Origin of the sequence: Ureibacillus sp. FSL K6-8385 (assembly GCF_038593155.1) — a bacterium.
GTDB classification, from domain to species: domain Bacteria; phylum Bacillota; class Bacilli; order Bacillales_A; family Planococcaceae; genus Ureibacillus; species Ureibacillus terrenus.
Genome location: NZ_CP151968.1, coordinates 1 through 25,464, shown reverse-complemented (window position 1 = coordinate 25,464; position 25,464 = coordinate 1). Strand labels below are relative to the sequence as shown.

At 41.0% G+C, this 25,464-nt stretch carries 22 protein-coding genes; 7 read left to right on the top strand and 15 right to left on the bottom strand.

What is annotated here, in order from left to right; translation table 11 throughout:
- Positions 1 to 18: 18 nt before the first annotated feature.
- A complete protein-coding gene (ftsH, locus tag NST62_RS00110; RefSeq protein ID WP_141602932.1) occupies positions 19 to 1,839 on the bottom strand; it encodes an ATP-dependent zinc metalloprotease FtsH in 1,821 nt (606 codons plus the stop codon).
- A 91-nt stretch (positions 1,840 to 1,930) separates the two neighbouring features.
- Entirely contained in the window at positions 1,931 to 2,860 is a 930-nt protein-coding gene (locus NST62_RS00105; protein ID WP_328216097.1) for an AEC family transporter, read from the bottom strand.
- A 200-nt stretch (positions 2,861 to 3,060) separates the two neighbouring features.
- Between NST62_RS00105 and NST62_RS00100 the strand changes: the two genes are divergently transcribed.
- Positions 3,061 to 4,512, top strand: coding sequence for a 2-hydroxyacyl-CoA dehydratase family protein (locus NST62_RS00100; protein ID WP_141602930.1), 1,452 nt, complete (start codon positions 3,061 to 3,063; stop codon positions 4,510 to 4,512).
- Positions 4,513 to 4,553: 41 nt separating this feature from the next.
- Here NST62_RS00100 and NST62_RS00095 read toward each other — a convergent pair whose 3' ends face one another.
- The 10 genes from NST62_RS00095 to NST62_RS00050 form a co-directional block, all read right to left on the bottom strand.
- The gene (locus NST62_RS00095) at positions 4,554 to 5,738 is read right to left on the bottom strand and encodes a CaiB/BaiF CoA-transferase family protein (RefSeq protein ID WP_141602929.1); all 1,185 of its coding nucleotides are present in this window, start codon (positions 5,736 to 5,738) and stop codon (positions 4,554 to 4,556) included.
- 467 nt (positions 5,739 to 6,205) lie between these two features.
- Entirely contained in the window at positions 6,206 to 6,496 is a 291-nt protein-coding gene (locus NST62_RS00090; protein ID WP_141602928.1) for a DUF6509 family protein, read from the bottom strand.
- Positions 6,497 to 6,636: 140 nt separating this feature from the next.
- Positions 6,637 to 7,452 (bottom strand): metallophosphoesterase, encoded by an 816-nt coding sequence (locus tag NST62_RS00085; protein WP_141602927.1) that lies wholly within the window; start codon positions 7,450 to 7,452, stop codon positions 6,637 to 6,639.
- A 90-nt stretch (positions 7,453 to 7,542) separates the two neighbouring features.
- Entirely contained in the window at positions 7,543 to 7,932 is a 390-nt protein-coding gene (locus tag NST62_RS00080) for a Na+/H+ antiporter subunit G (RefSeq protein WP_141602926.1), read from the bottom strand.
- Positions 7,910 to 8,194: a Na(+)/H(+) antiporter subunit F1 gene (locus NST62_RS00075; protein WP_141602925.1), complete on the bottom strand. Its 285-nt coding sequence runs from the start codon at positions 8,192 to 8,194 to the stop codon at positions 7,910 to 7,912. The genes NST62_RS00080 and NST62_RS00075 overlap by 23 nt, the downstream gene beginning before the upstream one ends.
- Positions 8,191 to 8,676, bottom strand: coding sequence for a Na+/H+ antiporter subunit E (locus tag NST62_RS00070; RefSeq protein WP_328216098.1), 486 nt, complete (start codon positions 8,674 to 8,676; stop codon positions 8,191 to 8,193). The genes NST62_RS00075 and NST62_RS00070 overlap by 4 nt, the downstream gene beginning before the upstream one ends.
- A 2-nt stretch (positions 8,677 to 8,678) precedes the next feature.
- On the bottom strand, positions 8,679 to 10,175 hold the full coding sequence (locus tag NST62_RS00065; protein WP_141602923.1) for a Na+/H+ antiporter subunit D: 1,497 nt from the start codon (positions 10,173 to 10,175) through the stop codon (positions 8,679 to 8,681).
- The gene (locus tag NST62_RS00060; protein ID WP_141602922.1) at positions 10,168 to 10,506 is read right to left on the bottom strand and encodes a Na(+)/H(+) antiporter subunit C; all 339 of its coding nucleotides are present in this window, start codon (positions 10,504 to 10,506) and stop codon (positions 10,168 to 10,170) included. Before NST62_RS00060 ends, NST62_RS00065 begins: the two co-directional genes overlap by 8 nt.
- Before the next feature lie 3 nt (positions 10,507 to 10,509).
- Positions 10,510 to 10,932, bottom strand: a complete 423-nt coding sequence (locus tag NST62_RS00055; RefSeq protein WP_141602921.1) for a Na(+)/H(+) antiporter subunit B — start codon at positions 10,930 to 10,932, stop codon at positions 10,510 to 10,512.
- On the bottom strand, positions 10,922 to 13,330 hold the full coding sequence (locus NST62_RS00050) for a Na+/H+ antiporter subunit A (RefSeq protein ID WP_141602920.1): 2,409 nt from the start codon (positions 13,328 to 13,330) through the stop codon (positions 10,922 to 10,924). Before NST62_RS00050 ends, NST62_RS00055 begins: the two co-directional genes overlap by 11 nt.
- 229 nt (positions 13,331 to 13,559) lie before the next feature.
- On the opposite strand from NST62_RS00050, the gene NST62_RS00045 reads away from it, so the two are divergent.
- From NST62_RS00045 to NST62_RS00025, 5 genes are all read left to right on the top strand, one after another.
- The gene (locus NST62_RS00045; RefSeq protein ID WP_141602919.1) at positions 13,560 to 14,246 is read left to right on the top strand and encodes a universal stress protein; all 687 of its coding nucleotides are present in this window, start codon (positions 13,560 to 13,562) and stop codon (positions 14,244 to 14,246) included.
- Between the two features lie 97 nt (positions 14,247 to 14,343).
- Positions 14,344 to 15,075, top strand: a complete 732-nt coding sequence (locus NST62_RS00040) for a DUF421 domain-containing protein (RefSeq protein ID WP_342463002.1) — start codon at positions 14,344 to 14,346, stop codon at positions 15,073 to 15,075.
- A 258-nt stretch (positions 15,076 to 15,333) separates the two neighbouring features.
- Positions 15,334 to 16,254: a DMT family transporter gene (locus NST62_RS00035; RefSeq protein WP_141602918.1), complete on the top strand. Its 921-nt coding sequence runs from the start codon at positions 15,334 to 15,336 to the stop codon at positions 16,252 to 16,254.
- A gap of 53 nt (positions 16,255 to 16,307) precedes the next feature.
- Positions 16,308 to 17,825, top strand: a complete 1,518-nt coding sequence (gene argH, locus NST62_RS00030; protein WP_342463298.1) for an argininosuccinate lyase — start codon at positions 16,308 to 16,310, stop codon at positions 17,823 to 17,825.
- Position 17,826: 1 nt separating this feature from the next.
- Positions 17,827 to 18,762, top strand: coding sequence for a BadF/BadG/BcrA/BcrD ATPase family protein (locus NST62_RS00025; protein ID WP_342463001.1), 936 nt, complete (start codon positions 17,827 to 17,829; stop codon positions 18,760 to 18,762).
- Positions 18,763 to 18,844: 82 nt separating this feature from the next.
- Here NST62_RS00025 and NST62_RS00020 read toward each other — a convergent pair whose 3' ends face one another.
- From NST62_RS00020 to aceA, 3 genes are all read right to left on the bottom strand, one after another.
- On the bottom strand, positions 18,845 to 20,965 hold the full coding sequence (locus NST62_RS00020; protein ID WP_342463000.1) for a transglutaminase domain-containing protein: 2,121 nt from the start codon (positions 20,963 to 20,965) through the stop codon (positions 18,845 to 18,847).
- 151 nt (positions 20,966 to 21,116) lie between these two features.
- Positions 21,117 to 22,289 (bottom strand): alanine--glyoxylate aminotransferase family protein, encoded by a 1,173-nt coding sequence (locus NST62_RS00015; RefSeq protein WP_141602914.1) that lies wholly within the window; start codon positions 22,287 to 22,289, stop codon positions 21,117 to 21,119.
- Positions 22,290 to 23,136: 847 nt separating this feature from the next.
- Positions 23,137 to 24,429: an isocitrate lyase gene (gene aceA, locus NST62_RS00010; RefSeq protein ID WP_141602913.1), complete on the bottom strand. Its 1,293-nt coding sequence runs from the start codon at positions 24,427 to 24,429 to the stop codon at positions 23,137 to 23,139.
- A gap of 208 nt (positions 24,430 to 24,637) precedes the next feature.
- On the opposite strand from aceA, the gene NST62_RS00005 reads away from it, so the two are divergent.
- Complete coding sequence (locus NST62_RS00005; protein WP_246045883.1) at positions 24,638 to 25,315, top strand: LytTR family DNA-binding domain-containing protein; 678 nt, start codon at positions 24,638 to 24,640, stop codon at positions 25,313 to 25,315.
- Positions 25,316 to 25,464: the final 149 nt, after the last annotated feature.

Here is a 25,464-nt window from a genome sequence, read left to right as displayed (position 1 = left end):
TTTTCATTATTGTTAAACTTACTCCTTTTCTGCCGGTTCATTTTCCAAAATGCGCATGAATTCTTCGCCGCTGATCGTTTCTTTTTCCAGCAAGTATTCCGCCAATTCATGCAGTTTGTTGATATTTTCAGTGAGGATTTGGCGCGCCTTTTTATGGGCGCTTTCGATGATGTTTTGCACTTCCTGATCGATTTTTGCCGCGGTTTCATCAGAACAAATTAAGGCCGTTTCCCCGCCTAAGTAGGCATTGGATACTGTTTCAAGACCCATCATGCCGAAATTGTCGCTCATTCCAAAGCGGGTAACCATCGCTCTTGCCAATTTTGTGGCCTGTTCGATATCATTGGCAGCGCCGGATGTGATGGAGTCGAAAACAATCTCTTCAGCTGTTCTTCCACCCGTTAATGTCACAATCTTATTGAATATTTCTTCTTTTGTTAATAAATACCGTTCCTCTTCTTCCACCTGCATTGTATAGCCTAGGGCACCTGAAGTGCGCGGGATAATTGTGATTTTTTGCACCGGTGAGGAATGGCTTTGTTTCGCGGCAACAATGGCATGTCCAATTTCGTGGTAAGCCACAATTTTCTTTTCTTTTGGAGATAATATTCTGCTTTTTCGTTTATACCCCGCAATGGTGATATCCACCGCTTCTTCCAAATCCTCTTGAACCACTTTCTCGCGTCCCATTCTCACCGCTCTTAAAGCAGCTTCATTAACGATATTTGCCAAATCGGCCCCCGATGCACCTGGGGTCGCTTTTGCAATGGCAGTAACATCGATATTTTCATCAACGGCCACTTTTTTCAAATGGACTTTTAAAATGGCTTCCCTTCCTTTTAAGTCCGGAAGCTCAAGCGGAATGCGCCGGTCAAATCTTCCCGGGCGCAGAAGGGCTTGGTCCAAAACTTCCGGACGGTTGGTCGCAGCCAGAATTACTACCCCTTTGCTGGAATCGAAACCGTCCATTTCATACAATAGCTGGTTCAATGTTTGTTCCCGCTCATCGTTTCCTTGCGTTAAATTGACGCCCCGTTTTTTTCCGATGGCATCAATTTCATCGATAAATACGATACAAGGCGCCTTTTCCTGGGCCTGCTTGAACAAATCACGGACGCGGGCAGCCCCCATCCCTACAAACATTTCAACGAATTCAGAACCGGAAATCGTAAAGAACGGCACTTTCGCTTCTCCGGCCACCGCCTTGGCAATCAAGGTTTTCCCTGTTCCCGGCGGTCCAACCAATAAAACCCCTTTTGGAAGTTTGGCTCCCACTTTGCGGTATTTTTCGGGATTATGCAAAAAATCGACGATTTCCTTCAACGCTTCCTTCGCTTCATCTTGTCCCGCCACATCATCAAAGCTTTTCCCTGTTTCCGATTCCACATAAATTTTCGCATTCGCTTTGCCAAACGTTAACACATCCGATCTGGACTGCCGGAAACTCCGGGTCAAAAAGCTGCCTAAAAATAAAATAATGACAAGCGGAACAATCCACATTAAAATGAAGCGGATTAAAGGCGAAAATTCATTCGGAACGACCTTTGTAAAAGGAACATCTGCCTCATATAAACGGTCGACGAGTTTTGGATCCTCAATGGCGCCGGTTTTATAGATGATGTCCTCATTCTTTTTGTCCTTAAACGTAATGGCATTATCTTCAATCGTTACTTCCTTCACCTTTCCGTCCTCAATCATTTGCAGGAATGTCCCGTAGTCCACTTCTTCCACTTTTTTCTCCTGAATTTCGGGCAAAATGAGCGCATTCAATAAAACGATGGCCATTAATATAAAGAAATAATAGGTTAGTGACCGGTTTTGAGGTTGTTTTTCTTGCACAACAACTCACATCCTTTTGTCTGCTATAATATTAGTTTACAAATCTTTACTTCCAGCAGCGAAGAAGTTTTTTTGAACTTTTATTTAACATTTACCCGAAAAGAATGTTGGATAAATATATGACAATGGTGACCGTAATGCAACTTACGATTGTTGAAAATAAAACCGTCTGTGCTGCTGTATTGGATTCCACGTCATATTCCAGCGCCAGGCTTGAACTGTTGCGGGAAGTGGGAAATGAACTTGCAATCAATAAGGATTTGGCAACCACTCCGTCAATGCCGAGAAGATATATGATGAGAAGCGCAATGGCCGGACCGACAATAAGACGCATAAAGCAGCTTGTAATAATCGTTTTGTTGATCATGGTGCGTATTTCAAGCTGTGAAAGCTGCGCACCCAACGTAATCAACGCAACCGCGATAAACCCGTCCGCCACATGATACAACGGAATGCGGAATGTCTGGGGTATTTCAATATCGGCCAAGTTTAAAATCACCCCGATGATCAGCGCATGGAGAATCGGCATTTTCAAAAAGTCTTTTACAATCTCAAGCCCTGATTTGGTCGCGGAAATCAAATTGTACAAGCCATATGTGTAGGTTGTCATATTTTGAAAAATAACGAGAATCACTTGGATTGCGACACCGATCGGTTGTTGGGCAAAAACCATTTGTGCCACCGGGATGCCGTAGTTGCCGGAGTTGATCAGGACGATGCTGTTTTTGAACACGGCGGATTCCGAACGGTTAAGGCCCAATAATTTCGCCGTATAATGGCTGAACAGCATTTGGCTGCCGATAAATAAAACGATAAACGCCGCCACTTGGGCGAGAACCGACATATTAACCGAAGTTTCGTATAAATTTACAAAAACCGCAGCCGGCATAAAGCAATATGTAACAAGCTGGGACAAAGCTTTTAAATTGAACTGGAATTTCTTTTGCAGCACAGCACCGATCACTAGCAGAACCAGAATCGGCGCAACGATTTGAAAAAAAATCATCGATAGATAGTACATGGTTGCATCCCCGCTTAATCTGATACTTTTTCTAATGATGAAAACCTAATATTAGAATTATACTAGAGTTTTAAATAAAAAGAAAAACCTGAAATGAAGGGTTTGCATTTCTTTTGGCCGGTGGGTAATTTAGAATTGGATTTTATTTTATTGAATAAAAATTTATAAATGCCGATTTTTAATATAGGGGGGAAGGAAGAATGCTCAAATTCGATGAACTGCTGTTCCAAAAAACGGGAGGACAAATCGGAAAACCTTTTGAACAAGCGATTCAACAAATCGGCGGCTTTGAAGAGAATGAAAACATTTTTGGAAGCATCATCCCTCTCCAACAAATCCTTTTCAACAAGACGGAAGCGGCAAAAGCCGTTTTCCAGGAAATCAAGCAGTATTGGGGGAAAATGGATTTATTTACCCAAGAAATGTTTCGTTCATCAAATATTGATTTGCAGAATGTCCAAAAAACCATTGATGCATTCTTCTCTTCTCCAACAGGGAAAAAGATCGTTTTTGAACAGGCATTAAAGAAAAACGTTTTCGACTTTCCCCAATTTGTCGAAATCGTTTTCGGCAAAAAAACAAACTATGCAAAATCGATTACGAAATTGAATGAAATACATGTATATAAAATTGGAAAAAAATATTTTATACATATCCTCTATAATCAAAAATTGGATTTTTGGCACTACCTATACGCCAAAAAAATTTTTTCGGTTTTCATGCAGGCTCCACTGAACACGATTCAAAATCCGCTTGATTTGATGAATCAATTTAAACAAATTATCCAAAAGTATATGACAAAAAGCCAATTGGTTGCAACCATGAATTCATTCATCAGAAGCATTGACTATAAAAATCCCCGCTCCCATTTCATCAAAGAACTTCACTTGTTAAATATTTCCCTTCATTTTATGGGCGGAAAGCGGCATTATAAAAAGCTCGATAAACTGATTGCGGAAGTGTTCCAAACATGGGAGGCAGGGGAGTGGGCGCTGACCGAGAAAGAGCAGACACTGTTATCCTATATTTTGGCGATGGATGGGGCAAATCAAAAGAATACGGACAAAACCATCACACACGGCAAATTTTTGATCCAGAATGACAGGTTAATCAATCATGCCGTCGAACTATTGATTGATTACGGGGATATCCTTCCGAATTTAAAGCCGGAACCTGAAGCTTTAGTCAAACGATACGATAAAAACTATTTGGAACAAATCTTCTTTATTGTGATTGACGCACTTGTGAAAAAGGAACAGTTCCAGGATGTTTTGCAATTGATGAAGGAATATGAAATCGCCTCATGTACAAACATCTACAATTTCCTGAATGCGAAAGCTTTTGACCGGGATTTGCTGTTGAAAATTGAAGCCGGCATTCAACGGGATATTGCCTATATCGTCGATCATTCCCATCAGCATATCATGCAGTCCATCGATAAATGGCTGCGGCAGTATCAACAAATGGAAAGCCCGTTTTATCCGGTTGCCCGCATGACCTCTCAACATGTATCCAATCTGTTGAAGGCCCTTTTTGCAACAGAGCAATTTGAACTTTTTGAACAATTGATGGGCATCTATAAAAAATACTTGGTTTTGCAGGACGATTTCGAAGATTTGCGGAACTTCGCTGCCGGTTTTGTGCAAAAGTAAACGTCCCAAAAGTAATAATACGATTACTTTTGGGACGTTCATTATTGCAGCACTCCTTTTTTCTGCAACGTTTCAATCTCTTCATCTGAATAGCCCAGGGACTTCAGGATTTCCTCCGTATGTTGGCCGACTTTGGCCCCGACGAATCTGTAGGTTGGTTCCACCCCTTCAAATTTGATCGCCGTTCCGATTTGTTTTTGTGTTGTACCATCTTCTTTCGGCACTTCGACAAGCATATTTCTTGCCCGGATTTGCGGATGATTGCAGGCTTCTTCAAAAGTCAATACCGGCTCCACACAGCCTTCGAAATCTTCATTGAACACTTCCAGCCATTCATCAAAGGTTTTCGTCAAGAACGCATCTTTGACCGCCTCTTTAAAACGCTTTTGCGTATATGTCGAGTCGTTGAAAGTGCTTTGAATCAATTCAGGTATGTCCAATGCTTCACATAACAGTTTGCGGAAATGCGGCTCCAGGCTGCCGACCGAGAAATAGCGTCCATCCTTCGTTTCATAGTAGTCGTAAAACGTGCCGCCGTTTAATATTTCCTCCTCCGGTTTTGGCAATTCGCCGCTGCCCAAATAGGCCGTTCCATATAATGCATTCATGGTGAACACTGCATCAGTCATCGAGATATCAATATATTTGCCTTCCCCCGTTTTTTCCCGATGCAGTGCACAAGCAAGGATTCCGATTGCCGCATGCAATGTCCCTCCGGCGATGTCGGCAATCTGAATGCCCATGGAAACCGGCTTCTTTCCTTTCGGACGAGAATAATCCAAAATGCCTGCAATGGATAAATAGTTGTTATCATGCCCGGGGCGGTTCCGGTACGGACCGGTTTGTCCATATCCCGTGATGGAACAATAGATGAGCCTTGGATTGACTTTTTTCAGCGATTCATAATCCAACCCCAACCGTTCCATGACTCCCGGACGGAACCCTTCTACTACAATATCGTATTCCTGGATCAACTTTTTGACGATTTCCACAGCTTCTTCCGTTTTCAAGTTCAGTTTGATCGACTTTTTGGAACGGTTCAAATGTTGATGAATATAGGATTCCTTATTTTCATCATAAGGCGGCATAATGCGCATTAAATCCACTCTGCGTGTGGATTCCACATGAATGACATCCGCTCCGAAATCGGCAAACATCATCGTTGTAAAGACTCCCGGAAGCATCAATGAAAAATCCAGAATTTTTAAATCTTTTAAGATTGTCACTAACCCCATCCCCTTTTTGAACAAGACATTTACCGCAATTTCAAGAAAATTTTCTTTAGCCATAAATTTAACATCAGTTATTATACTAATATTTTAAAATAATCTGAATATTTTGTGAACCTATTATTCTATATATGTTAATCAAACGGAAGAAATTATTAATTTGTTGAAAATGATAGAAAAGCATAATGGGGAACAAGTTTATTATTGTTTTTTTAATAAAACATTTTTCCTCTCCTTCTTATTATTTCCAAAAAGGAATGGAATATTTGCTTGAAAAAGCACCTTGGCTTGTTTATTAACCAATCCTCTTTATTTCCCAAAAAAAAAAAATGGACTAAGTTATTTCCCAAAAAATAAAAATATCATCCAACTCGGTTTTTTGGATGATATTTCACTATAGTTTAAAATCATTTGCTGAAACTTTTTCTTTTATTTTCACAGGAGAGGACAGCCTCGCCCTTCAGTCATCCTTCCTGCTCCAACTTTGCCTTGCAAAAGTCCAGAAGCGATTGTTCCTCATCCTCTTCTAATGCAAGCTCAATATACTTCCCGTCTTTTTTATCAATAATAAAATAGTTGATAATATACGGACCTTCCCCTTCATCGCCCACCAGCATCCGGATTTGCGTACCGGCTTCGGAGTATAGTTCATCTTCTTCATCCACTTCCACGTCCAACAAAAATTCAAAACGTCTTCCTTGAATAATCCCTGTCGGATCGATCCATTCTTCCATTTCAAAATTGACGATATTCATTTGCACAATCTCCTTTTTCCTTAAATCAAACCGTCATGCGAAAAAAATTTAATTAACTTTCTTCCCGAATATATTTTATTTATGCCCATGTTGCATGAAAAAACGACACAACCGGAGACGTCCACCTTACCGGCATCTATTCATTCAGCCTTCAGCTCCACAACCGAAATTTCAGGAAAATTAAAGATCCGAAATGGCGCCCCGCTGTTGCCCAAACCTCTGTTGACATTCATTGTCGTATCAATTTTTTTATAAAATCCCGCTGTATATTCAGGGAAAAATCCCTGTCCCGGAGCCACCAATCCCCCTACAAAAGGAAGACGGATTTGGCCGCCATGAGCGTGGCCTGAAAATACCAAGTCAATTTCATTTTTTGCGTAAATACCGAACTTTTCAGGCCGATGAGCGAGCAATACGGTAAATAACCGTTCCGGAACATCGGACAACGCTTTATTTAACATCGTTTGCGTATCAACGCCATTGAGCGGATCTTCAATTCCGGCAATAGCTATTGCTTCTCCGGCACGTTCCACCATCGCGGCAGCATTCGGTAAAATATGTACCCCCATTCCTTCCAGCGCATCATAAATTTCCTCCACCCGGTTCACCGCTACTTCATGATTGCCGATGACATAATATACATCCGCAATGTTCACAAATCCACGGACAGCCATTAAACTTTGCTCCAAATCATAACGATTGCTGTCTATTAAATCGCCGGTGATCAAAATGACATCCGGGTTTGTTTTTCGCACTTTCTCAATCAGCTTTTCCTGGTTTTCGCCGAATAAGGCGTCATGCAAGTCAGATATTTGAGTAATCCGAAACCCGTCAAATTGTCGTGGAATTTTTTTATTTTCATACGTCCTTTCCGTAATCACGATCCAGTGATTGTTTACGTATAAAAACAAACATATCCCAACAATCCAAGCTAATAGTTTGAATAACTTTTTCAATTCGCTCCGCTCGATTCTATTCGTAGTTTTCAGAAATATCCCTTCACTATCTTATGGCTTTATTACCGTACAATCAAGGGCAAGCAGGTATTATTTCGCATGTTCCGAACGGGTTGATGCAGGTTCTTTCTCGCCGAACAAAACGGGCTTCAACTCATCTTCGCCGGAACCTTCCGCAAGCGGCACCCCGGAACGGTAAGCAGCCCGGATCACAAGATGGGTAGATACCGGAGAGGTAGTAAAAACAAATAAAATCCCTAACAATAATCGGACGCTGAAATATCCATCATGGATCCAAATATAAAACAACGACCCGACAAGGCAAGACAGAACGGCTAAAGTGGCGCTTTTTGCCACCGCATGAGCCCGGGTGTAGACATCAGGGAAACGGAGCATTCCAAAGGCGCTGATAATACTGATGATTGAACCAAACAAAATAATGATGGCACAAATCCACTCAATGATCTGACTTGCGTTCAATAATGACACCTCTTTCAATATATTTGGAAAAAGCGATTGTCCCGATAAACGCCAAAATCCCGAGAATCAATATGGCTTCCAAAAACGCCGTCGTTTCCAACAATAGCGAAATAATTGCCATCGACGAAATTAAATTAACCCCGATCGTATCAAGGGCAATCGCACGGTCAGGCATCGAAGGCCCCTTGATTACCCGGACCAAATGCAATGCAATTGCTATCATGAACAAGGCAAGGGAGATAAGCAAAATGGTTTTCATCAATCCCGTGACACCTCCAATATTACCGTCTCAAATCTGCCCAACGACCTGATCAAATCCTCTTTTTGGCCGATATCCATCGCATGTATATATAATTCATCGCCCGATTCCGATACTTCCATTACGACTGATCCGGGAGTCAATGTTAATAAAAGCGATAAAGTCGTCACCTCCCAATCTTTTTCCAAAATCGTCTTATATTTAAAAATGCCCGGCGTTATGTTTAAATTGGGGGTCAATACTTGTTTCATCACCACAAACCCCGATATAATCAGCTCCCTGAAAAAAAACAAAACAAGCTTAATGATTTTCGCCAGCCGGATCAAATAAAATTGCGTGCCAAAGAACCGGTGCATTACATAAAGAATCCCCATTCCGACAATAAATCCGGTATTGAAGGTCGCAAGCGTCGGAGTCGGCTCGTCTTTAAACAGAAGCCATAGAAGCGCGATAAACAAATTCAAAATAAATTGGGCAAAAAACAACTTCACACCCCCTCGCTATCGCTATCACTTAAAATTGCATCGATATAAATCGACGGATTGGCAAGGGTCTTTACCGCGTCTTGCACATATGCCAGCAGCTGTTCCGCTCCCATGCCGATCCCGGCAATGCACACCGCCAATGAAACAAGGGATGCCATTGAAGCCTTCGGAAGGGGCTTTTTGTCCTCATTTGTAATAATCGTTTCCCCAAAGAATGAACTTAAAAAGATTTTAAGCAAAGAAAAGAGCACCACGAGGCTTGATGCAAATCCAAGAAACAACAATACATATGATCCCGCTTCAATTGCCCCTTTTCCAATCAGCACTTTTCCGACAAACCCGCTCAATGGCGGAATTCCGACCAAGGCCAACATCGCCAAAAAATAGAGCCATCCGAATAAAGGGTAGTTCCGGATCAATCCGCTCATAAAATCGATCCTTTTTTCCCCCGTCAAATAAACCATCATGCCTACCAACAAGAACAACAATGCTTTCGCAACCATGTCATGGAACAAGTAAAACACGGATCCTGCAAGGGCGGTTTCCGTTCTAACCGCCAAACCGATTAAAATAAAACCGACAGAAATCACAATGTTGTAAGCGGCAATCTTCAAAACATTTCTGGAAGACAGCGCTCCTAAACATCCTAAAACAATCGTTAATCCCGCAAAACATCCGAGGATGGCATGGGTTGTTTCCGGATGGTGCGGAAACATCAGCGTGAAAGTGCGGATCAGCGCATATACACCAACCTTTGTAAGGAGCGCGGCAAACAAAGCCTGTACGGCGGCAGGAGGCACAACATAAGATCCGGGCAGCCAGAAAAACAGCACCAGCCCCGCTTTTAAACTGAACACAATCAGCAGCACCAGAGACACTAATGTTAAGATCGGATCCTGCCCAACTTCGGAAACCCTCTCTGCAATATGGGCCATATTCAGTGTTTTCACAGTACCATATAAATAAGCCAGGGCTATCAGAAAAACGGAAGAAGCCACTACGTTGATCAACACATATTTTAAAGATTCCCGAAGCTGAACCTTTTCCCCTCCTAACGCCACAAGGACATACGATGCCATTAACATGACTTCAAAGCACACAAAGAGATTAAAAATATCCCCTGTCAAGAAGGAGCCATTGACTCCTGCAACCATCAATAGAACAAAAGAATAAAAGAACATGGATTCATGCCTATCCCCGATTGTTGAAAAGGCATAAAGCAAGCAAAACAATGTTACAATGCTTGCTGCAAGCACCATAAGCACCGAAAATGAATCTGCAACGAACAAAATGCCATAAGGCGGTTTCCAACCGCCGAAGTCTAATTTTAAAATCCCCTCTTTTCGTACAAGCTCCAACAAAACGAAGGAAATGATGCTCACCGCCAGCATTGACGCAAAAGCGATCAGCCTTTGAACCGCTGCAAATCTTCTCAAAAATACTAAAACAACTGCCGAAAAAATAGGAATAATCAGCGGCAATACAATGATGTTATTCATCTGGCATTCCTCTCAATTCTTTAAAATCGTCCGACCCGCTTGTTTTATATGTCCGATAGGCTAATACAAGCAAAAGAGCTGTAGTGGCAAAGCTGATCACAATCGCGGTTAAGATCAAGGCTTGCGGCAAAGCGTCGGTAAAAGGTTCTTCTTCATGGCCGATTAACGGCACATTCCCCTTTTTTAACCCTCCTACCGCCATAATCAGCAAGTTGACCGCATGGGACAATACCGCTGTTCCTATAATGACGCGAATCATATTCCGGGAGAGGATTAGATAGGTTGCCACTGAAACAAGTATGCCAATTAACACCATCATCAATTGTTCCATACACTACTCATCCTCACTTATACTTAAAATCATCGTAACGAGAGTGCCGATGACGGTTAATGCAACTCCCGCCTCGAACAATGTCACCGTTGTTAAATGTTTATCTCCTATAAAAGGAAACTTGAAATGCCCATCCGTATGGGACAAAAATGGCAGATCAAAATAAATCGCCCCAAGACCTGTCCCTGCAGCAATAAACACCCCGAGAGCGGCTACTTTTTTAAAATCAAATGGCATCTTTCTTTGGATCGTTTCGATGTCATATGTGACAAACAAGAGAATGATCCCGGAAGCAAGCACAAGCCCCCCGATGAATCCTCCCCCCGGCGCATGGTGCCCTGAGAAAAACAAGTAGACGCCGAGAGTAAGGATTATCAGAATCACCACTTTTACGACGGTCCTTAAAATGACATCATTAATTCTCATTTTGTCCCCCTCCTTTTGCTTTCAGCTTAATGAGGGTGTATACGCCCAATCCGGCAATAAACAGCACGACCACCTCGAGCATCGTATCAAAGGCGCGGAAGTCTCCCAAAATGGTATTGACGATATTTTTCCCGCCGGCTAATAGATAGGAATCATTATAGTATTCGGAAATCGTTTTGAATTTTTCATAATGGAGGGCAGCCAAACCGGCCATTGTCACCGTTGCCCCCATCGCCAGAGATATCACCAGATTTCTTGCCTCTTTCCATTTTGATTGCACCCCTCTTTTAATCTCCGGCAAATGGCGAAAACAAAGCAGAAAGAGCACGGTTGAAACGGATTCCACTACAAGCTGGGTCAACGCCAAATCCGGAGCCCTGAATACGATAAAGAAAAAGGCGACGGAATATCCTAATACACTGGTCAGAAATACAATCGTAATCCGGGATTTCGCAAACAATATTCCGATGGAGGAAACCATGATGATGACCATTAAAATGGCTTCAAACACATCCAATGACTCCGGATTGACCGGGCTCCAGGAGAATACATCCCCATAAAGGAAATAGCCCCCGACAACCAATAAAAATGCAACAAAGATATAAACAAAATAATCTGTCAAATTACCTGTCATATATCTTCGTGTAAAGCGGGCCGACAGCGATTCACTCCATAGAATCCCGTTATTGAAAAGGGCGTTCAGCGATAAATGATATGGAAGAATTCGATAAATCGCTTTCCAGCTCTTTAACAAACTGTAAAGGAAAATCCCCGCAACGACTGCCAAAATCGTCATCCACAGTTCCGGGCTAAAAAATCCATGCCAAGCATGAATGGTTGGCGCCAGCTCTTCAGCGGATGGAAACATAGGGAAAATGCTTGCCATTGCAGGGTTTAAAACATAACGGCCCAAAAGGTTTGGGAAAAAGAAAATGCCGACGACCAAAATAATAAGAATATAAGGAGAAATCAACATGCCGACAGGCGCTTCGTGGGGATGTTTATCCAACAGATGCGTCTTCACTTTGCCAAAAAACGTTTTCCCGACAATGATGAGGCAATAAACAAATGTAAAGACGCTTGCAATCCATGCAACAAGAGGAATCAAAAATCCGATATGATCAAGGGACAAAATGCTCAAATCCTGAATATGCAGCGTTGCAGCAAAGAACATCTCTTTGCTTAAAAATCCGTTAAACGGGGGAAGTCCTGCCATCGATAAACAACCGATCAGGGCAATTGTAAACGTCAACGGCATGAAATACATAAGCCCTCCAAGTCTTCGGAGGTCGCGGGTCCCCAACTCATGGTCCAAAATCCCGACCATCATGAACAGCGCGCCTTTAAAAGTGGAATGATTGATTAAGTGAAAAATCGCGGCAAAAGCGGCTTGCGTATAAATCACCGTTTCCGACGAATGGCCCAAATAAATCGCCACAGAACCCATTCCCAATAAACTCATAATGAGCCCCAGCTGGCTTACAGTGGAAAAAGCGAGCATCGCTTTTAAATCCACTTGTTTTACGGCGTTGAAGGAACCCCAAAACAATGTAAATAAACCGACGCCGGTTACCAGCCAGAACCAGGCTGCTTCATTTCCAAATACCGGCGTAAACCTTGCCACTAAATAGATCCCCGCTTTCACCATTGTTGCCGAATGCAGATATGCACTGACAGGCGTTGGCGCCTCCATCGCATCCGGCAGCCAGATATAAAACGGAAATTGTGCGGACTTTGTGAAAGCCCCTAATAGAACCAATACAAGTGCCGGTACAAACAAAGCACTTTCCCGAATCAAACCTGCCTTTTCAATGATTTCACGAATGCTTAAAGTACCTGACATCTCATAAAGCATTAAAAAACCAGCAAGCATGGAAATTCCGCCGGCGACCGTAATCAGCATCGATTTCCTGGCCCCTGCCCGGGAAGCTTTCCGATGATGCCAAAAGGCGATTAACAGGAAAGATGAAACGCTTGTCATCTCCCAAAAACCGTATAAGACTAATATATTATCAGAAAGAACGACCCCTAACATCGCACCCATGAACAGCAAAAGATAGCAATAAAAGTGATATAACTGTTCACTCTTGGATAAATAAAAAATCGAGTACAAACCAACTAAACTTCCCACTCCGGTAATGAGTAAGCTGAACATTAAACTGAGACCATCAAGGTAGGTAGTGAAATTGATGCCTAACGAGGGGATCCACTCATGTGTGAACGTAATGATTTCACCATTTGATATGCGGGGAATATATGTTGTTAATATAATGAATAAAACGAGTGAAACAGCCGTCACAAGCCAACCAATGTATTTTTTGCTTATGAACCTGTATAACATGGAAATCAACAAAGCAAAAATAAACGGGACGAGGACGACGGCAACATCAAATGTCACAAAATCTTTCCTCCCTTCACCTCTTCACCATTAACATACTTGACGAAAACAAACAGAAGATGCATAATAAAGAGTCAATAACAGGATTGAAAAAGTTATGCATAAACTTAGAAAAATTGAAACTTAGCTACAATTTTAAGTATATAATAAAGCATTATGTATTTCATGGAATTTGATTACGGAAACTTAAATCCGTTATGATACAAAATTTAAGAGGTGCTTTTAAAAAATGGTGAATGATGCAAAAAAACGAACGGATGAAAGTATTTTGGTTTGCGTGTATTATGGATTGAACGGAGAGAGGCTTATCCGCAGGGGCCACAAACTCGCCACTTTGCTCAATTGTCCATTATATGTACTGACCGTCGATTCAAAACCTCTGGACCATTTCGATGCTGAAAAATCAGGTTATATTGAAAGATGGACGGAACTTGCCAAGGAACTTGGAGTTGAAAAATTTATCATTCGCGACAACGAGAAACGGCCTATTCAAAAAGTCATCGCGGAAGTCGCAAAGGAATTGAATGTTTCCCAAATCATCGTTGGGCAAAGTGCGCAAAGCCGATGGGAGGAAATTACAAAAGGTTCTCTCCTGAACGTCTTATTAAAAGAAATTCCTTTTGTCGATTTTCACATCGTGGCCGTTAACCCTCCATCGGAAGATGAAGAATTCGACATGTATGAAAAAGGTGTCCGTGCATACATCGTCCCCGTAGGAGAAAGATATAAAATCGTCTTTACATGCCCTAAATCCCGCTATATCGAGGGTATCTTCTTTAAGGAAATCGGCACGGACTTCGACAATGGGATTTTCCGTTTCTCGCACAACAATAAAATGTATGAGTTGAAGATTGAAGAGGACTTTGTGGCAAACCCGGAAAAAATTCCTGAAGAATATAGACATTATTTAGTATAAGCATGCAGAAGCATCTAGCGCTTCTGCATTTTTTTGCATAGGCCGTTCATGATTCGTTCATGCTAAAGGGAGAGACGAAAGGAGTGGCCTCTGCACCATGGAAAATTTCTGGGAAGTAAACTTTTTGGATATCGTTATTCGCAGCGTCATTACCTTCATGGTCATTTTAGTGCTGGCAAGAATTATCGGGAAAAAACAATTGAGCCAATTAACTTTCTTTCATTACATCACAGGCATCACCATCGGATCCATCGCAGGTGAAATGACAACACAACTAAAAACGCCATTTTTCGACGGAATCGTTGCTCTTTTATGCTGGACCGTCCTCACCCTTCTTATGAGCTTCATTTCCATCAAATCGACCAAAATCCGAGTGATTGTCGATGATCGTCCGACGATTTTAATTCAGGATGGAGTAATCAATCAACACGGGCTGAAAAAAGCAAGGCTTCATGTGGATGAACTGGCTATGCTTCTGCGGGAACAAGGCGTCTTTTCATTTGAAGAAGTCCAATATGCCGTATTTGAGACAAACGGAGAACTGAGCATAATGAAAAAATCGCAATATAGTCCCGCTACGAAAAAAGATGTGAGCGCAAACGTTTCCCAACCAACTTACTTCCCTACAGAAGTTATTTCTGACGGAAAGATTGTGCAGAAAAATCTTGATGAATTAAATTTAACCGAAGAATGGCTGTTGAATAAGCTTAAAAAGAAAAAAATCAAGAAAGTGGAAGATGTCTTTTTCGCTCAGGTTCTTGAAGATGGCTCACTTTATGTTTCCCTTTTTAATAACAAAAATAATAAGGAAGGTTTGTCCAAAAATTAAGGGATGGGACAAACCTTTTTATAATTTTTAATATCTTTTATTCATTCAGACTGATTGTAACAACCTGCTGCCCATTACCTCATATGCCGGGCAGCGGCAATTACCATTTAATGTAACATACAGTATTTTTCTTCCTGCGATAAATTTTCAGTTTGCATCAAAATTTTGCTATACTTTTATTCAAAGAACTTAGCAAATTCTATGCACAATGAAGAAATTCTATCATTAAAAAATTTTGAATAAGTAGGTTGTAGCACCATGAAAAGCAACTTTCTATACCCAATACTGATTCTTACAGCAGCCGGCAGTTACGGCATCCTGTCAACCATCATTAAAATTGCGATGGAAGTCGGCTTCACTGCCGATGAAGCGGTGACAAGCCAATATTTGATTGGATTCTGTCTCTCTTTTCTGCTCCTTTTCATGAAAAAAAGAAGATTCCCCAAGTTTAGAAAAAAAGACTTTATAACGCTCCTGTTTGCCGGTATTTTTACCGGAACCACCGGCATTGTGTACGGAAAGTCTTTAAATTATTTGCCGGCTTCCCTCGCTGTCGTATTGCTCTTTCAATTTACATGGATTGGCATGCTGATTGACTGTCTTCTGCGGAAAAGATGGCCAAGCCGCCCTGAAGCGGCTTCCTTGGTTCTGCTTTTTGCGGGAACAATCTTTGCCAGCGGACTGGTTGATGCGGATTTATCGGGCATCCGTTGGCAAGGCTGGTTTTTTGGCTTTTGTTCCGCCTTCAGTTTTGCGATTTTTCTGCAAATCAATTCGAAATCCATTGAAGGGATTGCAACCATTGAAAGAACCTTTTTTACATCTTTTTTTGCCCTTATAATGATTAGCATCTTCTTGTCACCAGAAATAGTATGGAACGGTATATTAATAAGAGAAGGACTATGGAAGTTTGGATTGGCGCTTGGATTCTTTGGAACCATTATACCGATTTTTCTGCTCGCCATAGCTGTTCCAAAAGTCGGCGGCGGCCTAACTTCCATCTTAAGCGCAATGGAACTGCCGGTTGCTGTTTTTGCTTCTGTCATCGTACTCCATGAACCTTTTTCCTGGCTTCAAGTAATCGGCATTGTGCTCATTTTAACGGGAATTGCGCTGCCAACCATCTTTTCAGAAAAGCAGCTGAAATTTGTACGTAAAACGAAAGGCTCGGAAGTTTAAGGATTGTTTATTTATAGATTGTTTTTAGTATGATACTGGGGGCGATGATCGTGATGTTCCAAGAATATAAAAGCCGCATCCATGAAGCTGAAGGCACTCAATTTCCTTCAAACAGTTATCGGAAAATCGTGCTGCAGCCTGCCTATGAAGAAGCAAAAAAACATTTCTTAAAAGCAATGGTGCAAATACATATTGCCCATTTAAAGATGCTTGAAGAACAACAACTGATTTCAAAAGAAGATGCCCAAAAAATCGGCGCTGCAATCAGCCAGCTGGACTTGGAATTTTTTGAAAAGCAGGATTATCAGCCGCAATTTGAAGATTTATTTTTCCATATCGAAAATAAATTGATGGAAATTGCCGGAGATGTAGCGGGAAATTTGCATATAGGAAGAAGCCGCAATGATATGGGAATCGCCATTTATCGCATGACCATCCGGGAAAAACTGCTTGATTTAATGGAAGAATTGGTGACTTTAAGAACTTCCCTGATCACCTTTGCATTGGAGCACGTCAATACCATCATGATCGGCTATACCCATACCCAACAAGCCCAACCGACAACTTTTGCACATTATTTAAAAGCTGTGATTGACCAACTGACACGGGATTACAAACGCATGCAGCACGCCTACCAAACGGTGAATCGGAGCAGCATGGGGGCAGCCGCACTTACGACAACAGGGTTCAATATCAATCGGGAGCGGATGCAGGAATTGCTGGCTTTTGATGGAATCGTTGAAAATGCATGGGATGCGGTGGCCGGTGCCGATTATATTGCGGAAACGGCAAGTGTCGTGCAACTGGCCGCTTTGAATCTTGGCCGCACCGCGCAAGATTTTTTGCAATGGGCCACACAAGAATTCAATGCAATTAGTCTTGCCAGTCCTTATGTCCAAATCAGCTCGATAATGCCGCAAAAACGTAATCCGGTTTCCATTGAACATACCCGTTCGTTGCTTTCATCTGTCGTAGGCGATGCTTCCACAGTCCTGCAAATGATTCATAACACGCCGTTTGGAGATATCGTGGATACAGAGGATGACATGCAGCCTTATATTTGGAGGGCCATGGATAGATTGCGCGGAATCTATAAATTGTTTGGCAGTTTGGTAGTGACAATGGATGTCAATAAAGAAAAACTATTGGAACGGGCCGAAAAAAGTTTGGCAAACGTCACACAACTTGCCGACACGCTCGTCCTGACCGAAAAAATTTCCTTCCGTCAATCCCACAAAATCGTCTCTGAATGTGTACGCACCTTGTTAAAAAACCATAAGGATTCCATTGACGATCTAACGTGGGAGCTTGTCAATGAAAAATGTATCGAACTCTTGAATAAACCATTGAATATTTCCAAAGATGAATTCTATCAATCTTTAAAACCGGCACACTTCGTTAATATCCGTAAATTGCCTGGCGGTCCAGCGCCAGCAACGATGAAAAAATCACTCTTAAAAGCTAAAAAAGAAACCTATACCCTTTGCAAATGGATTCAAAATAAAAAGGACGCCATTGTTCAAAGTGAAAAACGGTTGCAACAATACTTGGATGAATGGAGAAGAAGGTAAAATGACTCAATATATTTTAGCGGTTGATGGCGGAGCAACAAAAACGGTTTTGTCATTGAGGGATATTAAAGGAAATATATATTTCGAAAAAACATCAACAAGCACCAATTATCAGGCAATCGGCACGGAGAAAGCCGAAAAGGTTTTGACAGATTTATTGGGAGATGCATACAAAGAAACGGGAATCCGTGCCATTGACATTGCCGCATTTGCAATGGCAGGCATCGACACAATAAAAGGGCTTTCTATCGTCCAACTGATGGTTGACCGAAGCTGCAAAAATTCCCCGTTTCAAATCGGAAGGATCATTGTAGAAAACGATGTGCAGTCCACATTAATCGGATTAACCGGAAAACAACCGGGTGCCCTTGTTATATCTGGCACCGGTTCCGCCGCCTATGCGACAGACGGCAAAGGAAAAATTGTACGCTCCGGGGGATGGGGGCACCGGGTTGGAGATGAAGGCAGCGGTTACTGGATCGGGAGGGAAATATTGAATGCGATATTCCGATTTGAAGACGGCCGCCTTCAAAAACCTACCGTCCTCACCGATCTTGTTTATGACATGTTGCAAATCAGCAATATTGAACAATTGAACGATTGGATCTATCATCCCGATTACACAAATGCACAAATCGCCAACATTTCCAGAGTGCTTCCGAAAGCCATTTCCCTTGGTGATGAACGGGCGATTGACATTGCTTGCAATGCCGCTAAAGAGCTGGCCTTGATGACCCATGCCGTCCTTCGAAAAGTGGGGCAGATTAATGAAGATTTCACGGTTTACCTGAATGGCGGCGTCCTAAAAAGCAATGCAGTAATCTTAAAACTGTACAAAGATTATGTAAAGGAAAAATATCCTTGTATTTCCTTTCATTTATGCAATCAAAATCCCATTGACTATATTGCCAACAGAGCCATCCTTTCATTACAATAATAATGGTTTTTCAATTTCGATCAAGTCGGTCGGCACGTTAGTAACTGGGGCTAGAGGAAAGCCCCTTTTTCTTTTTTGCAATTTATGAAGTTTCAATTGCCATTCTTTTTAATCCTTCATCGGTTTCGAAAATTAAAAAACCATTTTCAACTTGCAGATTGCTTACTTTTTCCGGGTAAATAATGGATTCTTCCGTACCGTTTGTCCGGATTCTTGCAAGATAGGCGTCATTTGAATAATTGCTGAAATAGATCCAGTCGCCGGCCCCAACGATATATTGGGCTCTGCTTCTTGTTAACCGCTGATTTTCCCAGGTCGATAAACTCAATCGGTACAATCGGTTGTAATCCTGGACATTGCTGTAATAAATATGCCCCTCGTGTTCATAGGCATGATCCATTTTTGCCATAAAATCATATTTTTTGCTTGTCGCTTTTGGATAATCCCCTTCCTCCCAATGATGATCCAATTTCATCGTCGCATCATCAACAAGGAAATATTGATATCGTACGATATTCCCCCGGTCAGGCACCGGATCATTCCATGTAGTATCCAAATGATACCAATTCCCATCCACTTTTACTAAATTCCAAGCGTGAGGGCCTGTATTCACCTCGCCCACTACATATAATGTTTCAACCCCAAGTTCCCTCAGCATTTTTAAAGCAAGAAGCGCATAGCCTTGGCAGACCCCTTTATGTTCTTTTAAAACGGCCGCCGCGCTATGGGGGCTTAAATTTGTGTCAGCGCTGTATACGGTATTTTTTACAATATAATCATTCACAAATTTCACTTTTTCAAAGTCGGACATGGCATTTGCATTCACTCTGGACAGGATCCTGTCCACCTGTTCATCCACATACCGTTCCAGTTCAGCATTTGTTAAATATGCTTGTTTTACTTTGAAAATGGCATGGCTGTTATCGTACTCATAATCAATTTTCCGATCGCCCAAGTGGCCTAATATATATTGATCGCGATTGGAGGCATCTTCCACCGCCTGTTTAAGGAGGATTTCGATATTGTTTGTATTCCCCTTATACTGTATTTCAAAATCCGTATCCCATTGGCTGAAATGGTAATAAAATGCATCCGCCAATTCTTCGGCAGATTGCGCTTGATTCTGCAATTGAACAGTGTCTTGTAAATCGGATATCGTTGAAGCAGTATTTAAAACTTTCTCCGTTGCTGTTCGGTCCACATCCTCAATATTGATGTTTTCAATCTTTTCTATCACTTTATTTATATTAATTGCTTGAACCGCTTCTTCCCAAATAGGTTTCGAAAAATCATATGCAGGCTTCAACAAAATCAGGAGTATTACGATGATTGTTATGCGTTTGAACAAATTATCTTCACCACCACTCACATGATCACTTGCAACTTCTTCTATACAACCATTTAATACATTTATTTCCTTATTCATAAAAAAATTACTCACATCATCCTTCAAATCCAATAAAAATGTACGATTTTTTATGTTGAAAGTTTCATGATTTTTTTTGTGGTAATTCATAAAATTTAGAAGGATTTGGTGAATGATTTTTTTGGAGTTCATAATTTCATCGTAATGAATAATCGAATTCTTTTTTATTTTCGCTTGGCCAATCGGGATTTCATAGATTGGTATTTGCCGTTTGATGGCTTCTATAAGCATATTAATGTCATAGTCATAAGAATCACCTGGGACATTCAGAAGCCAAGATAAATCCTTTTTTGGAATCGAGCGCAAACCTGTTTGAGTATCCAAAATGCGGCGATGGAACAGCAGTTGAAATACTAATGACGCTGCTTGTTGGCCAATTGCGTCCTTAAAAGACAAGTCTTTTGAACGGAAATTACGAACCCCTAAAACAATCCCGTTGGAAAATAATCTTGAAGTTTGTAATACAAGGCTTACATCCTCAATCGTATGCTGCCCATGAGCCCCTACTGTTAATACGGAACCGGTTTTCGGAAAATGTTTTAAAACGTAGCGGAATCCTGTTTTTAAAGCTCTTCCTTTCCCTTTATTTTCGACATGATCTAACACAATGCATTGGTCCATTGATGATAGTTCGCGGAAAATTGAACGGTATTTCGAATCACTGCCATCATTTACGATAATGATAGAATGAATGCCCAATTCTAATAAGCTCTTTGTATATTCAATGAATGTCGGCAACGGATTTAGGGCTGGAATGATTACAATCGGTTGTTCCACGGCCAAATCACCTAAAATATATATTCTATTAATGTTAGTATACTATTTTCATAGATTCATTACATTTTAATTGCAAAAATAAAAAATCATCCAACTTGTGGATGATTTAACTGATATTTGATATTTATCTCTCTCTTCTATCGGATTACCACTATTTCAGTACTGCCTGTTCCATTTCATGCCTAAAGGCCTCTATTGCCCGTTTAATATTTACAGGATGCCCTAGCTCTTGGAGCACTTCACCGATTACCTGAATAGCTTTTTCCAACATTTCAGGGGTAGTATTTCCCATATGGCCGATACGGAATGCCTTTCCTGCTAGATGCGCTAATGAACCTGCAACAATGATTCCGCGGGATGCAAGTGCATTTCGAAAAGCCGCATCCTCCACGCCTTCAGGGTAAAAAATGCAGCTTAATGTGGGGGCCGCAACTTCTTCCCTTGCCAATGGCTGCATACCATAGGACCGCATTGCTGCTCTCATCCCCTTGCCATAAGCGATATGCCGTTTTTCTCTCCTTTCCATTCCTTCGGATAATATAATTTTCAAAGCCTCATTGTAGGCATAAATTAAATTGACTGGAGGAGTCGCAAAATATTTTGACGGGTCTTCCATAATCGGCTTCCAATTTTCAATATCACAATAATAAGCAGGAATACGTCCTAATTGTTTTCGGGCCTCCAGCGCCGTTTGATTAAACGCAACGATGGCAAGGCCCGGCGGTATGCCAATGGCTTTTTGTGAACCGGTAAGAACGATATCCAGTTTATAATCCGGATGTCCATACGCTTTACTCATATTTTCATCCATTGCTGCAGTCGCGACAACGCCGTCTAAAATGACCAGTGCACCTGCACGTTTAATGATCGGGACCAAGGCTTCTAAATCGGCAACAACCCCAGTGGATGTATCCGCATGGGTGATGGTGACAGCTTTATAAGTTTTTTCTCTCAGGGCTTTTTCTACTAATGAGGGATCAATTTGCTCCCCCCATTTTGACTGCAATACATCTACCTGCAAATTGTAAGCTTCTGCCAATCTGGCAAATCGGTCGCCAAAATAGCCCTGACTTAAAACCAATAAACGCTCATCTTTTCCGACGGTGTTAACTATCGCCATTTCCATTGCCAACGTACCGGATCCCGCCACAACAAATACTTCTCCATCCGTTTGGAATAGTTCCCTTGTTTGCCGCAATGCATTTCTATAAACTTCGACAAAACGTGGATCAGTATGCCCTCTTGTTTCTTGTGACAAAGCATCATAAATCTCATCCACTACCGGAGTCGGACCCGGAACTAATAGAATATCCTGATTCCGCATTTTTCGTTCCCCTTTTTCATATATTTAAGAAGAATAATTCTCGTTAAAACGCTTTTTTCCTTCTACTATTTTAGTTAAAAAAAAGACCTTACTTGTGAGTTTACCCAGACAAGTAAGGTTTAAATCCCCAATTTGCTTAATATATTCCTTAACATACCCCTTTAGCATTAAAACTATCAATATAGGAGGCAACCTATAGATTATTTAAACAATCCCCTTTGTGTAAAGACGTAAGCGATTTAATGAATTCATTGTGATCTTTTGATTAGTTTCAATGAGAATTCATCAACTCTTTTACGAAACGACCGTTTTATAAAACTTTTTTGGTTTTATTCATTTCCATCATCACTGTTTGAGCATTTCCTAGAATACCTTTCGGATGGCGAATTCATTGTTTTTTAGAGTAGTCTTCCGTTGCTGGCCTGAATTAAAACTGAGTTTATGCTGTCCTACCACATAATCATGAAGCGAAGAATTACCCCGACAAATTTTCATCCGAAGTCCTTCCCGGAAAAGGTACCTTCAGGAACTTCTGAATAACATTCATTCAAAACTTGCACGTCTGTTAATTTTTCGATTTGATTTGGAGAGTCTACTTTACAGCATTAAATTCCATAGCTAGATAATTGAACGCTTAAACAATTGTTTGTGAAGTAAGCATATTTTCCCAAATTGGTGAAGTGGCTCTTTAGATTTGCAAAAAACTAATAAGTTCTTGCTATTTTAGCAATAACATGCTTTTTATTTTCGAATTGGAATTTTTTGGTCAGAAGGGAATGGAGCAATCGCCCGATTCCCTTCTTTCAAATTTTGTTTATCATTTCACTTTCATAGACAAACTTTTATATTACGCGAACTGTTCTGCTTCAGTTGAGCCTGCCATCGCAGTTGTTGAAGAAGTACCGCCAGAAATAACCATTGATACTTCATCGAAGTAGCCTGTACCAACTTCACGTTGGTGTCTTGTAGCTGTGTAACCTTTTTTCTCCAAGTCGAATTCAGCTTGTTGCAGTTTAGAGTAAGCTGCCATACCTTGATCTTTGTATTCAACAGCCAATTCGAACATGGATTTGTTGAGTGTATGGAATCCTGCTAATGTTACGAATTGGAATTTATAACCCATCTTCGCGATTTCACGCTGGAATTCTGCAATCTCTTTGTCTGAAAGATTTGCTTTCCAGTTGAAAGATGGTGAACAGTTGTAAGCTAGCATTTTGCCAGGGAATTTAGAGTGGATTCCTTCAGCAAATTTGCGAGCTTCTTCCAATGATGGTTTAGATGTTTCGCACCAGATTAGGTCAGCATATGGTGCATAAGCCAAACCACGGGCAATTGCCTGATCAATACCTGCTCTTGTTTTAAAGAATCCTTCAGGAGTGCGTTCACCAGTAATAAATTCGTGGTCGCGAGGGTCGATATCGCTAGTTACCATGTCCGCTGCATCAGCGTCAGTACGAGCGATCAAGATTGTATCTACACCCATCACGTCTGCAGCTAAACGCGCAGCAATTAGGTTACGAATCGCATTTTGAGTTGGAAGCAATACTTTACCGCCTAAGTGACCGCATTTTTTCTCAGAAGCCAATTGGTCTTCCAAGTGAACACCTGCAGCTCCTGCTTCGATCATGGCTTTTACTAATTCGAATACGTTAAGCGGTCCACCAAATCCTGCTTCCGCATCGGCAACGATTGGTGCGAAATAGTCAAAATCATCGTCGCGGCCTTCTGCATGCTCTATTTGATCAGCACGTTGTAATGCTTGATTGATGCGTTTTACAACATGTGGAACTGAGTTTGCCGGATATAATGATTGGTCTGGATACATTTGACCTGCCAAGTTCGCATCGGCTGCTACTTGCCAGCCTGATAGATAGATAGCTTTCAAACCGGCTTTTACTTGTTGTACAGCTTGGTTACCAGTTAATGCACCCAATGCATTGATGAACTCTTCTTCATGCAACAGTTTCCAAAGTTTTGCAGCACCACGTTTTGCTAGTGTGTGCTCAATTACTACAGACCCCTGTAATTTCACTACATCTTCTGCAGAATATGGGCGTTCAATTCCTTTCCAACGCGGATTTTCAGCCCAATCTTTTTTTAATGCTTCTACTCTTGCCTTTCTTTCTTGTTGCGTTAACATTTCATTCACACCTTCCCCTTTAATTCAATACACTCTGTTAGAAAAGTAATTTACATTCTGTTTCATAACAGGTATATTTATTATAAGCCTAATATATAACAGTCGCTGAAAAAATGTATAATTTTATGACGAAATACAGAATTTTCAGGATGAACTAATTATTTTGGGGGATGAATGCGCAAGATTCAGAATTTTTAAAAAGGGGGAAATGCACGTGGAGATGAAATGTTTTCCTGTTTCAAAAAAGGGGTTAGAGCAATTCAAAATTATATTAGAAGATTGGATTCCAAAAAACGCTTCCATTGCCTTGGCGTACGAAGATTCTTATATTTATTTTGCTCCAAGCTTTGAACATGTGAACCTGAAAATTGAGAGGAAAATTCATCCTGAAAGCGTTGCGGCCCGTGTAATTCAAACACGAATCAAAACAGATGTGATTGTGGATTCAACCATCTTTGGGGAACCTTATTTTGTCATGGGTTATCCAATTTATTTAGATCAAAAAGATGCGGCATTAATCATTATTTTCCCGTCTTCCTATACACCAGTCAAAAAGGAGCCTTACAAATTTTTGACCGGAAAACAAGAAGACATGTGGACGCCTGTTCCCGTTGAAGAAATCACTTATATCGAAAGCCTTCAAAAGCGGACTTGGTTTTATACAAATGATGATCAATTTAAAACAAATTTCACGCTGAAAGAGCTCGAAACAAAACTGCCTGAATTTTTCATAAGAATTCATCGCTCCTATATATTAAATATGTATCATATAAAAAATATTACAAAAGACATTACGACAAACTTTATTATTCAACTGAAAAACGGAGTCGAGTTGCCTGTCAGCCAATCGTATATTAACAATTTGAGAAGAGCCCTTGAATTTTAATTCATCAAAATTCAATATTAAATTAAAAAAACGGAATAAGGGAAAAAATAAAGATTTTTTCCCTATTCCGATTTTATAACCATTCTCTAAATTAGCACCGTATAAATAACACTTGTTAAGTCTATATAAATAATAAATAGCCAACAAAC